At 60.3% G+C, this 13208-nt stretch carries 10 protein-coding genes; 7 read left to right on the forward strand and 3 right to left on the reverse strand.

What is annotated here, in order from left to right; all coding sequences use genetic code 11:
- Positions 1-113 precede the first annotated feature (113 nt).
- Positions 114-1928, reverse strand: a complete 1815-nt coding sequence (locus tag ACQKP1_RS10620; RefSeq protein WP_427275189.1) for a methyl-accepting chemotaxis protein — start codon at positions 1926-1928, stop codon at positions 114-116.
- A gap of 176 nt (positions 1929-2104) precedes the next feature.
- Here ACQKP1_RS10620 and ACQKP1_RS10625 point away from each other — a divergent pair, with 176 nt between their 5' ends.
- Positions 2105-2494: an acyl-CoA thioesterase gene (locus ACQKP1_RS10625; RefSeq protein ID WP_427275190.1), complete on the forward strand. Its 390-nt coding sequence runs from the start codon at positions 2105-2107 to the stop codon at positions 2492-2494.
- A 6-nt stretch (positions 2495-2500) separates the two neighbouring features.
- Here the strand turns inward: ACQKP1_RS10625 and ACQKP1_RS10630 are convergent, their stop codons facing one another.
- Positions 2501-3268 carry a helix-turn-helix domain-containing protein gene (locus ACQKP1_RS10630; RefSeq protein WP_427275191.1) on the reverse strand — a complete coding sequence of 256 codons (768 nt, stop codon included), beginning with the start codon at positions 3266-3268 and terminating at the stop codon, positions 2501-2503.
- A gap of 146 nt (positions 3269-3414) precedes the next feature.
- Here ACQKP1_RS10630 and ACQKP1_RS10635 point away from each other — a divergent pair, with 146 nt between their 5' ends.
- Positions 3415-3879, forward strand: coding sequence for a hypothetical protein (locus ACQKP1_RS10635; protein WP_427275192.1), 465 nt, complete (start codon positions 3415-3417; stop codon positions 3877-3879).
- Positions 3880-3913: 34 nt separating this feature from the next.
- Here ACQKP1_RS10635 and ACQKP1_RS10640 read toward each other — a convergent pair whose 3' ends face one another.
- Positions 3914-4264, reverse strand: a complete 351-nt coding sequence (locus tag ACQKP1_RS10640) for a DMT family protein (protein ID WP_006727781.1) — start codon at positions 4262-4264, stop codon at positions 3914-3916.
- Between the two features lie 365 nt (positions 4265-4629).
- Here ACQKP1_RS10640 and ACQKP1_RS10645 point away from each other — a divergent pair, with 365 nt between their 5' ends.
- The 5 genes from ACQKP1_RS10645 to ACQKP1_RS10665 all read left to right on the forward strand — a co-directional run bounded on the left by ACQKP1_RS10645 (position 4630) and on the right by ACQKP1_RS10665 (position 12595).
- Positions 4630-6597, forward strand: a complete 1968-nt coding sequence (locus ACQKP1_RS10645; RefSeq protein WP_427275193.1) for a putative bifunctional diguanylate cyclase/phosphodiesterase — start codon at positions 4630-4632, stop codon at positions 6595-6597.
- Positions 6598-6663: 66 nt separating this feature from the next.
- Complete coding sequence (locus ACQKP1_RS10650) at positions 6664-6963, forward strand: hypothetical protein (protein WP_427275194.1); 300 nt, start codon at positions 6664-6666, stop codon at positions 6961-6963.
- 47 nt (positions 6964-7010) lie between these two features.
- Positions 7011-7580: an HNH endonuclease gene (locus ACQKP1_RS10655; RefSeq protein WP_427275195.1), complete on the forward strand. Its 570-nt coding sequence runs from the start codon at positions 7011-7013 to the stop codon at positions 7578-7580.
- Between the two features lie 117 nt (positions 7581-7697).
- The gene (gene uvrB / locus ACQKP1_RS10660) at positions 7698-10889 is read left to right on the forward strand and encodes an excinuclease ABC subunit UvrB (RefSeq protein WP_427275196.1); all 3192 of its coding nucleotides are present in this window, start codon (positions 7698-7700) and stop codon (positions 10887-10889) included.
- Between the two features lie 275 nt (positions 10890-11164).
- Positions 11165-12595: a P-loop ATPase, Sll1717 family gene (locus ACQKP1_RS10665; protein ID WP_427275197.1), complete on the forward strand. Its 1431-nt coding sequence runs from the start codon at positions 11165-11167 to the stop codon at positions 12593-12595.
- Positions 12596-13208 lie beyond the last annotated feature (613 nt).

The following is a 13208-nucleotide window of genomic DNA, read 5'->3' on the forward strand; positions in this document are numbered from 1 at the left end:
ATAGGACCGCCCGGCTTAATGCGCCATGAACGAAATGGGGAAGGAATTGAGGGCAAAAACTGAGGGCCGGCAGATTGCTCCGCCGGCCCCCATCTGTTCGTCAAGCCTGACGCTTACGCCGCCCGGCGATGTCCGGCCACGGCCTGCGCAGCATTGACCTTCAGGCGCGAAAGCAGCTGACGCAGGTTGTAGCTCTCTTCCGCCAGCGACTGGCCGGCAGCCGAGGTTTCCTCGACCATGGCCGCATTCTGCTGCGTCATCTGGTCCATATGGTTGACCGAGGTATTGATCTCGGCCAGGCCCGTGGCCTGTTCCTTGGCAGCGGTCGCGATCGTGTTGACGCTTTCGTTGACGCGGTTGACCAGTGCCTCGATCTCGATAAGTGCCTCGCCGGTCGAACGCACGAGGCCGACGCCGGTATCGACTTCGGCAGCCGATGCGCTGATCAGCGTCTTGATCTCCTTTGCCGCATTCGCAGACCGCTGCGCCAGTTCCCGCACTTCCTGCGCCACGACCGCAAAGCCACGACCCGCTTCACCCGCACGCGCCGCCTCGACGCCCGCGTTCAAAGCCAGCAGGTTGGTCTGGAAGGCGATCTCGTCGATCACCGAGATGATCTGGCTGATCTTCTGCGAAGAACCTTCGATCCGGCCCATGGCATCGACAGCGCTGCGCACGATCTCGCCCGAGCGGTTGGCACTCGACTTGGTCTCGGCCACCATCTGACGTGCCTCGTTGGCGCGTTCAGCTGCCGTGCGAACGGTTGCGGTGATCTCGTCGAGGGCCGCCGCCGTCTCTTCGAGGGCCGCCGCCTGCTGTTCGGTACGCTTCGAAAGGTTGTTGGTCGCCTCGCTGATATTGCCGGCCGACGAGGTCACGATATCGCTCGTCTGGTTAATGGCGGCAACAACGCTTCCGAGCGATTCCACCGCGCGATTGAAGTCGTCGCGCAGCTTTTCGTATTCGGAGCCGATCACACCGATCTGCACGGTGAGATCACCCTCGGCCAGCCGCTCAAGTGCCGAACCCAGGGCGTTGATTGCATGGTTCTGCCGCTCGGATGAGGTGCGTAGGTTCAGCTCGTTGCGCTCACGTTCGCCGTTCAGGCTCGCCTGCTGCTCCACTTCGCGGTCGCGCAGTTCGATGCGTTCGCGCACGCTGTCCCGCAGCACTACCAGCGTTTGCGCCATGCCGCCGATTTCGTCACGGCGTTCCGTTCCACCGACCTCGATATCAACCCGCTCCTCGGCGATATCGCTCATCGCCGCCTTCAGACGGTTGATGGGCAGCACAACGCTGCGGACCACGAGATAGGCGCACAGCACCATGCCGATTGTCGCAACCAGGATCAGTACGCCATACTGAATGGCCGTCTGGCGGAAGAGCGCCGCCAGGTCGTCCGAATAGACGCCGGTGCCGACGACCCAGCCCCAGGGCTGGAAGCCGATGACATGCGACAGCTTCTCGACCGGCTCTTCGAAGCCCGGCTTCGGCCAGTAATAATCCACGAAGCCTTCCTGGCCGGCCTTCACGGTATTAACGAATTCAACGAACAGGAACTTGCCGTTCGGGTCCTTGTTCTGGCTCAGATCCTTGCCGTTCAGTTCCGGCTTGATTGGATGCATCACCATCGCCGGCTGCATGTCGTTGATCCACATATAGCCATCGGGCTCGTAGCGCATCGCACCGATGACGTCCTTGGCTCGCTCCTGCGCCTCCTCGCGCGTCAGCGTGCCGTCCTGCTCCATCTTGTAATACTTGTTCAGGATCGCAACCGAATTGTCGTTGATCTGCGCCAGACCCATGCGGCGCTCCTGGACCAGCGTGTCATACGATTGGAACAGGCTGTAGGTCAGCGCGCCCACCAGAACCGCCAGAGCCAGTGCGACCAGTGCATAAAGCCGCACTGACAGAGACACCGATTTCATATTCTCCACCCCCATTTTGATTGGAATGCTAAATTTTGATATTTATCAGTTCTAAACTCCGTAAATGCGGACCTGCGAAATCTGACAGGTTCATTTTCACCCATTAAAATTAGTAGTGGCGCGTGGGCCGCTTCACGATCTTCTCTGTGTCCGCACCATGGAGTTTGAACAGAATCATGATCGCCAGCACGCAAACACCCACCGGAGAACTGACGCTCAGAACACTGGCCATGCCGGCAGATGCCAATGCGGCAGGTGATATCTTCGGGGGCTGGGTCATGGCCCAGATGGACCTTGCCTGCGGCATCCGGGCAGCAGAGCGTGCCCGTGGTCGCGTGGTCACGGCTGCCGTCCAGGAAATGGCCTTTGCCATGCCGGTAAAGATCGGCGACACGCTCTGCGTCTATACGGAAATCAGCCGGGTCGGCCGCACCTCCATGACCCTCAAGGTCGAGACCTGGGCCCAGCGCTATCTGACCCATGTCATGGAAAAGGTGACCGAAGCGACCTTCGTCATGGTCGCGCTTGATGCTGATGGCAAGCCGACGCCGGTGCCTGAGGCCTGAGCGCGTTCAGCCCGCCATGCTGCGGAAGAGAGCTTCGCAGGTCTCGTCCGACGGAAAGAACATTTCGATCTTGATATCGGCCAGCGCGATGTCATCAGCCGTGCCGAACTGCGTGATCGTCGAGAACATCGGATAGACCATCCCGCCGAAGCGAAATCGCACCGCCAGAACCGGCGGCAGGTCGCCGCCTCCGCCGTGATCGCCCTCTCCCGCCTCGCAAGCCAGCCCCTCGGCTGCCCACTCCAGCATCGCATCGCCGCCGAGATGAGCGCTTTCTAGTCTGAAACGGGCCGCCAGATGCCCGGCAACCTCATGCCAGTTCTCCACCAGTTCGGCGCCCTGTCCGGGCTTCAGCAGGAAGTCGATGAAGCTGTCGCCGGCCGCAAGCCCAAAGCCTGACAACATGGCATGACCGCTGGCATTCGCGTCCATCACGGTCCAGTGGCGATCGAAGACAAAGGCCGGGTAAGGCATGTGCCCGGCAACCATGTGGCTGATCGCCTTGCGGATCGGCGCCATGGTCGCGCTGTCCAGCGGCCGCTTCGCATAGGCCGCGCGATAGCCTGCCGCATCCAGCATCAGGTTGCGCTCGGCCCGCGGCACGTCAAGCGCGTCGCCGAGCCGCAGAACCATGGGTCGGCTCGGCCTCGCCCGCCCCGTTTCGAGAAAGGCGATGTGCCGTGCGGAGACATCGGCGACCAGCGCCAGCTGCAATTGGCTCATCCGTCGCTTGCCGCGCCAGTTGCGCAGCTGACCACCAAAATCACCCGTCATGACATCCTCCTCGCTACCGCAACAGCGCGTAACCGCCCGAACATCTGACATACGCAACAAGCCTCGTCACTTACCTCGGGAGTAATTGCGAGACGTCCGGCCGGTCGCCATGGTCACGTCATCGCAACCATAGAGGAAGATCGAACATGTCCCATGAATTTGCCGCCACCTGGCTGAAACTCACCAGCCTCTTCATCATGCTGCTGGGCCTGCTTGTCGCCTTCGGCGCCCATCCGGCCACCTCCCTGCCGGCGACTCTTCTCGCCGACGCGGTCTTCTGGCCCTTTGACGGCGCCCAGACCATCGACACCCAGGCCGCCCGAGTGCTCGCCGCGATCGGCGGCGGGGTGATGGTCGGCTGGGGTGTCATGATGTGGCTAATCATCGACCGCCTGCTGCCGGCCGATCCAAAGCTTGCCCGTCTATTGATGATCGAGGCGACATTTGCCTGGTATCTCGTCGACAGCACTGGCTCCTTTGTATCCGGCGCGAGCGTCAACGTCCTGCTCAACACTCTCCTCTTGGCAGCCATCGTCCTTCCCGCCTGGCGTATCGGCGCAGTCCGCGTCGCCACGGCGGGCTGGAAGGGAGGCAGCGAGGAAGCAGGGTAGAAGACGGCGCGACCAAGAATTGGCCGCGCCTTTCTCATCCGCGAAAGACGAAGGCAGCGCCCGCAGCGATCAGGGCAAAGCCGATCGCATGATTGATCGTCAGACTCTCCTTGAGGAAGAAGACCGAGAAGCCGGAAAACACGATCAGCGTGATGACCTCCTGAATGGTCTTCAGCTGCGCTGCCGAATAGACCTCCGCGCCGATCCGGTTGGCAGGAACGGCGAGGCAATATTCGAAGAAGGCGATGCCCCAGCTCGCGACGATCGCGATCCAGAGGGCGGACGTCTTGTATTTGAGATGCCCGTACCAGGCGAATGTCATGAAGACGTTCGAGAGCGACAGGAGCAGGATCGGCCAGAGAGCGGCGGGAGAGAGGCTCGGCATGGAGAACTCGTGAGATGGAGGGGGAGATGCAGACGACCGATGAGTCGCCTGCAAATACCTACATATCAAATTGGCTCGAATATGGGGCGGGTCATTCTCGTCCGCCGCCAACACCCTGCCCGCGCGCGCCCTCACAACCTGAGGAGGGAATTGCGCCCGGAAAGGCCAGGGCGAATTGGTACAAAAAGCGACGCGAACTCACATTTTAGCACCACCAAAAAGTTGCCGATGATTTCTAGTTAAATTGCGCAGAGCCGCGATAACACCCCGTTAAGTCGCTCTTGTTATTGATGTTTTATTGCGATTGGTATGGGTTTTGTTTTATGTGGTTGAACGAGAGCCGAAGCGGCAGAACAGTGCCGGCAGTGCTGCAAGCCCAGGTGGCGGACATCGCCGACGGCTATCGCTCCACACTCATCCTGAACCTGATTACACTCACAGTCTGCCTGTTCATCCTCCACATCCAGAATGAGGCAGGATGGACAAACTTTGTCTGGTACGCGGCGGCGGTCGTCGTTGTCGCGTGCAGGGCCTATGCATTGAATGCGCTCAATCGGCGCGGCAAGCTGTTGTCGGCGCCGCAGAGCAGCCTGACCATCCTCTCGCTCGGCGCGCTCGCCTCAGGCGTCGTCTGGGCCGCCCTACCCTGGACCGTCGACGACTTCGAACCGCTCGGACGACACGCCCCGCTCTTTCTGATGATGGGCGGAATGGCGGCCGGATCGGTCATCAAGCAGATCGGCTATACGCCGCTCGCCTTGAACTACTCCATCCCGATCCTCCTCTCCTTGATGATCAACCTGATCGGCAACTGGCGCTTCAATGACGTGGTGGTCGGCCTCTGCCTCAGTCTCATGATCTTCGTATTCATTCGCCGCAGCCTCTGGGCGGAGCGCATGTTCGTTAACAGCCAGGTCGCCCGTCATGAGGCGACCGCGCTCGCGGACAGCCTGACCCGCGCCAATAGTGACATACTTCGACAGAACTCTCGGCTCGAAGCCCTGGCCAACCGCGACACGCTGACCGGCCTTGCCAACCGCATGTTCTTTCACGGACGCCTCGCCGGCGACATCGCCCGCGCCGCCGTCGTCAAGGAACAGGTGGCCTTGCTGATCTTCGACGTCGAGCGCTTCCAGTCGATCAACGACACGCTCGGCCACAGCGCCGGCGACGCCCTGCTGCGTGAGATCGCGAACCGTCTTTCCTCGATCGTCGAGGACGGCAGCCTGATTGCGCGCCTCGGGGGCGATGAATTTGCCGTGGTCGTCAGCGGTCCGGACGCCCTGCATCGCGCCCGTACCCATGCTGCCGCCGTGCTCGAGGCAAGCCGCCGGCCGATCCACTGGCACCAGCGCCAGGCCGTCGTCGGACTGAGCGTCGGCCTCGCCGCCTATCCCGATCACGCCGACAATGCCGAAGAACTGCTCGCCTGCGCAGACATGGCGCTTTACGATGCCAAGCGCGGCGATCGTCGCCAGTTGCGGGAGTTCGACCCGGACCTGCGCCGCAATGCCGAGCGCAAACGCATCATCGAGCAGGACCTCGACCGCGCCATCCAGTCCGGCGCCATCGGCGCCTGGTTCCAGCCCCAGGTAGACCTGACGACACGCCGCATCACCGGCTTCGAAGCGCTGGTCCGCTGGCAGCATCCGCAGCTCGGCTTCGTATCACCACCGGAAATCGTCAACGCTGCACGCACGGTGCATCTGTCCGAACAGCTGACCGCGAGCATCGCCCGCGATGCCTGCCTTCTCGCCCGCCGCCTGCCCGACTTCGGCCTCGGCGACGTGACGGTGGCGCTGAACGTCTCGCCGCGCGAATTCGCGCTCTATTCCGTGCCCTGCATGCTGCAGCGTGTCACCAGCGCCCATGGCGTGGCGCCGTCTGGTCTCGAGATCGAGATCACCGAGGAAGCCATTCTCGATCCTGCTCTGGCAGACGAACAGTTGAAGCAGCTGGAACAGGACGGCTACAAGCTCGCCGTCGATGATTTCGGCATGGGCCACTCATCCCTCGCCTATCTGATCGGCCTGAAGGTCGACCGCCTCAAGATCGACCGCAGCTTCGTCAAGGACGTCGCCCGCAGCGAGACCAACCAGAAACTGATCTCCGCCATGGTCAGCCTCGGCCAGTCCCTCTCCCTCGACATCGTCGTCGAGGGCGTCGAGACGCCCGAAGACGCTGCCATCCTCGCCCGCCTCGGCTGCAGCATCGCCCAGGGCTACCTCTTCGCCCGCCCCATGCCCGCCAGCGCCCTCGACACCTGGATCACCGACCACCAGCCGACCGCGCTCAAGCGCAAGACAAGAGCGAAACATCTGTCGGTGGCGTGATCGAACGCTGGTTGCATCTGCGGGTCGCGGCTGCATAGTGGCCAAGCGAAATGACTCGGGACGGCCATGGCTAAAGCGATTTTCTACCACAAGGACGGCAGCGGCTATAAAGATGTCAGAGGACAGCTTTATCACTTCCCGAAAATGTACCTCTCCCGAGTGCAGCAGGCTCTAGGTGACTGGATCGTCTATTACGGTCCACTGACAGGCATGCCGAGTCGCTATTATTCCGGTCTTGCCAGGGTCACTGCAATCGATGACGACCAAGAGCTCCCGGACCACCATTACGCCAGGCTGGCTGACTACATCGATTTTGACCGTCCACTGGACTACCGCGAAAACGGCGGGTCGAGCGACAGTTGGTAAGCCCCGATGGAAGCGTCAACCCTGGGCGCAGTGTACAGGCTGTCCGCGTGATCAGTGGCGCTGAATTTGCTGCCCTGGTGAACAGTGGCCTGTCCGAACCCGATGAGTGGCCGCAAAGGATCGACCAGGCATGCGAAAGCCATCTGCCGGCCGCCCCCCTGACCTACTTCGAACTCGATGAGCCCGGTCAAGCCGAGTATGTCGCAGACGGCTATGAACGGCCGATCCTGCAGCAGACGATCAATCGTCCGTTCCGCGACGCGAAATTCCGCCAACATATCCGGCAGGTCTATGACAGGACCTGCGCCTTCACGGGCCTTCGCCTGATCAACGGCGGAGGACGTCCAGAAGTGGAGGCAGCCCATATAGTGCCCGTCGAACGCGGCGGAAACGACTCCGTCCAGAACGGCATCGCCCTCTCAGGCACTGTGCACTGGATGTTCCGCGGCCTCCTGTCACTCGCCGACGACTTCACCATCCTGCGGTCCCGCCAGTTGAACGAGGACATCTCCCACCTGCTCGTCAAGGACGGCAAGGCGCGGGTCCCGACCGCCCCACATCTGCGTCCGCATCCCCATTACCTCGGCTGGCATCGCGAAAACGTCTTCAAGCACTGACGCCCTTTCCCTCCTGCCACCACGCTGGCAAGAACCACCTCTTCCCGTTGCGTTTTTGTTCTGATTATCCTGGCCCCGCCCCTTCCCTTTGCCGGTGCCCTTCTCCATATTCCGCCCATGGCCAAGTCTCCCAAATCCTCCACCCCCTCTGATAGCTTCGAGGAAGCCCCGCAGACCGCATTCGAAGGCGAGCCGCTCTCAGGCTCCGTCTCCGACTGGGTGAAGCAATTGGAGGCGGAAGCCGAGGCGTCCACCGTCGAGAGCCAGCGGGAGCTGGCCTCGAAAGCTGGCAAGCATCGCAAGAAGATCGAGATCGAGGCCCGCCGCCACGCGGAAAAAGTGGCGCTGGAAAAAGCCAAGCCAACGACTGCGAAAAACACCACCTCGACCAAGACCTCTCGCGGAGTATCGATCGGCGCCTCCAACGATCCGAAGACCCGCGCCGCCGCCGGCCTCAATCCGATCGCCGGCATGGACGTTTCGCTCGAGGAAGCCGAGTCGCTGGCGACAGGCGCCGTCACCGCCACGGTCGACGCCTTGTCCAAGCTGATCGAAAGCGGCAATCCGCTGTTCAAGAACGGCGAGCTCTGGATGCCGCACCGCCCGGCCCGGCCGCAAAAGTCCGAAGGCGGCGTGGCGATCCGCATGGCCTCCGACTTTGAGCCCGCCGGCGACCAGCCGACCGCCATCAAGGACCTCGTCGAGGGCTTGAAGAATGACGACCGCACCCAGGTCCTGCTCGGCGTCACCGGTTCAGGCAAGACCTTCACCATGGCCAAGGTGATCGAGGCGACCCAGCGCCCCGCCGTCATCCTCGCGCCCAATAAAACGCTCGCCGCGCAGCTCTATTCCGAGTTCAAGAACTTCTTCCCCGACAACGCGGTCGAATATTTCGTCTCCTACTACGATTACTACCAGCCGGAAGCCTATGTGCCGCGCTCGGATACCTTCATCGAGAAGGAGAGCTCGATCAACGAACAGATCGACCGCATGCGCCACGCCGCCACCCGCGCCATCCTCGAGCGCGACGACTGCATCATCGTCGCCTCGGTCTCCTGCATCTATGGTATCGGCTCGGTCGAAACCTACACCGCCATGACCTTCCAGATGTCGGTCGGCGACCGCATCGACCAGCGCCAGCTCCTGGCCGACCTCGTCGCCCAGCAATACAAGCGCCAGGACATCAACTTCGTCCGCGGCTCCTTCCGCGTCCGTGGCGACACGATCGAACTCTTCCCCGCCCACCTGGAGGATGCCGCCTGGCGCATCACGCTGTTCGGCGACGAGATCGAGAGCATCACCGAATTCGACCCGCTCACCGGCAAGAAGACCGGCGACATGAAGTCGGTGAAGATCTACGCCAACAGCCACTATGTCACGCCGCGGCCCGCCCTCAACGGCGCCATCAAGGCGATCAAGGAGGAGCTCAAGCTCCGCCTCGCCGAGCTGGAAAAGGGCGGCCGCCTGCTCGAAGCCCAGCGCCTGGAACAGCGGACGAAATACGACATCGAAATGCTCGAGGCCACCGGCTCCTGCGCCGGCATCGAGAACTATTCGCGTTACCTCACCGGCCGCAAACCCGGCGAGCCGCCGCCGACGCTGTTCGAATACATCCCCGACAACGCCCTGCTCTTCATCGACGAAAGCCACGTCTCCGTCTCCCAGATCGGCGGCATGTACCGGGGCGACTTCCGCCGCAAGGCGACGCTTGCCGAATACGGCTTCCGCCTGCCCTCCTGCATGGACAACCGCCCGCTGCGTTTCGAGGAATGGGACGCCATGCGCCCCCAGACCGTCGCCGTCTCCGCCACCCCCGGCAATTGGGAAATGGAGGAATCCGGCGGCGTCTTCGCCGAACAGGTCATCCGCCCCACGGGCCTCATCGATCCACCGGTCGAGGTGCGCCCGGCCAAGTCCCAGGTCGACGACGTGCTCGGCGAGATCCGCGAAACCGCGCAAAAGGGCTACCGCACGCTCTGCACCGTGCTCACCAAGCGCATGGCCGAAGACCTGACCGAATACCTGCATGAACAGGGCGTGCGCGTCCGCTACATGCACAGTGACATCGACACGCTGGAGCGCATCGAGATCATCCGGGATCTTAGACTCGGCGCCTTCGACGTGCTCGTCGGCATCAACCTGCTGCGCGAGGGCCTGGACATCCCCGAATGCGGCTTCGTCGCCATCCTCGATGCCGACAAGGAAGGTTTTCTCCGTTCGGAAACCTCGCTCATCCAGACCATCGGCCGCGCCGCGCGAAACGTCGACGGCAAGGTCATCCTCTATGCCGACCAGATCACCGGCTCCATGCAGCGCGCCATGGACGAGACCTCCCGCCGCCGCGAAAAGCAGATGGCCTACAACATCGAACACGGCATCACGCCTGAGTCCGTCAAGGCCCGCATCTCCGACATGCTCGATTCGGTCTACGAGCGCGACCACGTCCGCGCCGACATCTCCGGCGTCTCCGGCAAGGGCTTCGCCGATGGCGGCCACCTCGTCGGCAACAATCTCCAGGCTCACCTCAACGCGCTGGAAAAGGACATGCGCGACGCCGCCGCCGATCTCGACTTCGAAAAGGCCGCGCGCCTCCGCGACGAAATCAAACGCCTCAAAGCCGTCGAACTCGCCGCCATGGACGACCCGATCGCCAGGCAAGAGGCGAAGGCAACGGAGAGCGGTGGAGGAAGCCGCAAGGCCGCCGCAGGCACCCACCTCCCCCTTGAGGGGGGAGGTCGCGCGGCACGCGCGGGTGGGGGTGATCCCGCCGCCGAGGATCACCCCACCCCGGACCTGCGGTCCGACCCTCCCCCTCAAGGGGAGGGTGTACCCCGCATCTCCTCCTCCGGCCGCAACAAATCCGGCGCGCCTGAAGGCAAGGGCAGCTATTTCTCCAAACCCAGCCTCGACGACATGGGCCCTGGCACCGACGCCACCGTCCCCATGCCAAAGGGCACCTCTTCGACCCCTCATGGTGAGGAGGCCCAACGGGCCGTCTCGAACCACGAGGCCCAGACCTCTTACTTCCGCAAAAACACCCTGGACGAAATGACCGTCGGCCGCACCGAAAAACCGGTGACGGGCAAGCTCCCGGAGAAGCCGAAGCCCGAACCAGGCCGCAGCCCGCTCTCCCCCCCTGTGGGGGAGATGTCGCCGCAGGCGACAGAGGGGGGTACCCCAACCTCACGGCCGTCCAACGACCCCCGCCCCATCCTCCGCGCCCGCTCCGGCGCCGGCTCCTACGAGGACCCCACCGATATCAAGCGCAAGGGCCGCACGAAGGGCAAGACGGGACGACCGGGACGGTGATCCACCTTCCCCGCTGGCGGCGGGAATGGACTTTCAGCACGGTTCCCTGTCATGCTCCGACAACATAACGCGACAGACTGCGCGAAACGGAAAATGTTTCTCCCCGGGGATGCACCTCCATAAGGGCCCCTCAACCTCTGCTATGATTAGGGAGGTGCAGACTGAACGCTTCTCGGCTGCAGGAACTCAACCCCTCGGCACCTTGCGCATCTGTTTACGTTTGCATGGTTGTGTCCTATTAAAGATCTGATCGCTGGAGAGGGGAACGAGGCGCAATGAGCGAAAACTACAATCTGCGGAACATCCAATTCGGATTTTCTCGAGCCGAGACGGAACGCACTGAAGCGCCAAGCCTGTTAATGGAGCGCTACTTTGATGAACTAGGCCTGATTGATAGCGCACTCGATGGTCCAACATTTCTATTCTTGGGGAATAAGGGCGCAGGCAAGAGTGCACTAGTTAACCACCTGGATTTGCAGTTCCAGAACAAATACAATAATTTCTCGACAATTTATCAGCTTGAAGACTTTAGTTTCTCAAACTTCTCTAAGATTATCAGAGGCGACCAGGAGCCTGAATCAAAATTCCCAGACGCATGGGCATGGATCCTCCTAATCATATCTCTGGAGTCTTTATCTAGAGACCAGGGTGTTCTCCACCCTGATCCAAATGCGTACCAGCAAACTATCAAAAGCTTGAAAGAAATGGGTTTTATGCCGCAAAGTTCCCTGCGGCACATAGCGAACCTGACTTCGAAGAAGACATTCAAGCTAAATATTCCCTATGTGTTTGAAGCCAACGACGAATACATTAAGATTGAAAAGGTGAATGACATACCGATGTTCGTTCACAACATGAAGAAAATGATATGCAACGCTAGAACAACGTCGAAACATATCATCATGCTCGATGGTCTAGATGACATATTAACAACCCGCTCCGTTCAGTATAAAAGCCTAGGGTCGCTTGTATTTGAAGTCGACAGAATGAACGATTTATTCAAACAAAACAATGTAAATATAAAGTTTATAATTGTGTGCAGAATAGATCTTTACGAGAAAATTTCAGGCGCGAACAAAAATAAAATCAGACAAGACAAATGCAAATATATCGACTGGTATAAAAACCCAAGGAATCCGGACAGATCTCTTCTATTCGACATGGTCAACAAAAAGACCGGTCTACCAGGAGACTTTTTTGCTAAGTATTTTAATTTTAAGATATTCAGCCACGACGCACCTAGATTTTTGCTCGACCACACAAGACACACCCCTAGAGATTTTTTGATGGCTCTCAAGAAGATTGCAGAGCTACAAAAAGACGGAGAGCGCCTAACGCAAAACCTAGTTTTGTCTGGATTGCGAATATACTCAACTGATTACTTTGTTGGCGAAATAGAAGACGAACTTGAGGGATACACCAGAAGTAATTCCCCAAAAGATTGGGTCGAATTCATCGGAATGTTTGGTAAGCGACGCATATCAATGAAAGAAATAGAGCGAAAGTGCTCAGAGATGCGATATGATGCTTCCGAACTGCATCAGGTCCTGAAAGCACTATTCGAGTGCAGCGCAATCGGAACGGTAATAAACTCTGGAAATGGTGAACATTATACGTTTCGATACCGGAACAGAAACTCGAATTTTGTAGTTGGCAATGACATATCAATTCATGTGGGCCTTAGGAAGGCACTAAACATTCCGTAAGCCCGTGTGTTCGATACTATCGACGCAATTTGCGCCAATCCCCTCAATGGACGGCGGTTCGCACACACCGGACCCAGCCCCAGCCCCTCCTCTTGCGAAATCTGAGGTTTGGCCCTGATCGGGCCAATTCCTCTCAAAGCCTTCGCCCGGCGTCGCGCTCAGCCCTCCGTTCGCTGAAATCGATTCACTGGATCGATTTCTGGCCTTCGGCCACCGCTCCGAAGTCTCCCCCGCAAGGGGGAAATAGGCCCCGCGAGCCGCGAACCTCCCAAAAAAGGGGAACGCCTTCCAAAAATCCCCCAACAAAATCAACAAAACAAAGTTTTTTCATCCCCGCCCATTTCCACGCCCTTACCCTAATCCCTGTCCCGCCCTCGGATACACCTGACGATGCGATGTCAGGCGAGGCGGGGCCGGCGCCGGGGTGGAGGGTTGTCGCAGATCCAAATCCCCGGCCCGCTGCAACGGTCTCCCTCCGGACGTGGGGCTGGTAACGAAGGTGACGGGGTCGGATGCCTCATCACCGGATACCCCGATCGGAAGGACGTGCCTTAGAGGCACACAGACAGGGCGCCCGCGCTGTCGCGAACACCCAGACAGCGGGGCGAAACAA

Origin of the sequence: Allorhizobium sp. NPDC080224 (genome assembly GCF_050281005.1) — a bacterium.
Taxonomy (GTDB): domain Bacteria; phylum Pseudomonadota; class Alphaproteobacteria; order Rhizobiales; family Rhizobiaceae; genus Allorhizobium.

Bases quoted from the DNA above. Each gene is read 5' to 3' on its own strand.
- ACQKP1_RS10620 (WP_427275189.1), bottom strand. From the start codon at position 1,928: ATGAAATCGGTGTCTCTGTCAGTGCGGCTTTATGCACTGGTCGCACTG.
- ACQKP1_RS10625 (WP_427275190.1), top strand. From the start codon at position 2,105: ATGATCGCCAGCACGCAAACACCCACCGGAGAACTGACGCTCAGAACA.
- ACQKP1_RS10630 (WP_427275191.1), bottom strand. From the start codon at position 3,268: ATGACGGGTGATTTTGGTGGTCAGCTGCGCAACTGGCGCGGCAAGCGA.
- ACQKP1_RS10635 (WP_427275192.1), top strand. From the start codon at position 3,415: ATGTCCCATGAATTTGCCGCCACCTGGCTGAAACTCACCAGCCTCTTC.
- ACQKP1_RS10640 (WP_006727781.1), bottom strand. From the start codon at position 4,264: ATGCCGAGCCTCTCTCCCGCCGCTCTCTGGCCGATCCTGCTCCTGTCG.
- ACQKP1_RS10650 (WP_427275194.1), top strand. From the start codon at position 6,664: ATGGCTAAAGCGATTTTCTACCACAAGGACGGCAGCGGCTATAAAGAT.
- uvrB (WP_427275196.1), top strand. From the start codon at position 7,698: ATGGCCAAGTCTCCCAAATCCTCCACCCCCTCTGATAGCTTCGAGGAA.
- ACQKP1_RS10665 (WP_427275197.1), top strand. From the start codon at position 11,165: ATGAGCGAAAACTACAATCTGCGGAACATCCAATTCGGATTTTCTCGA.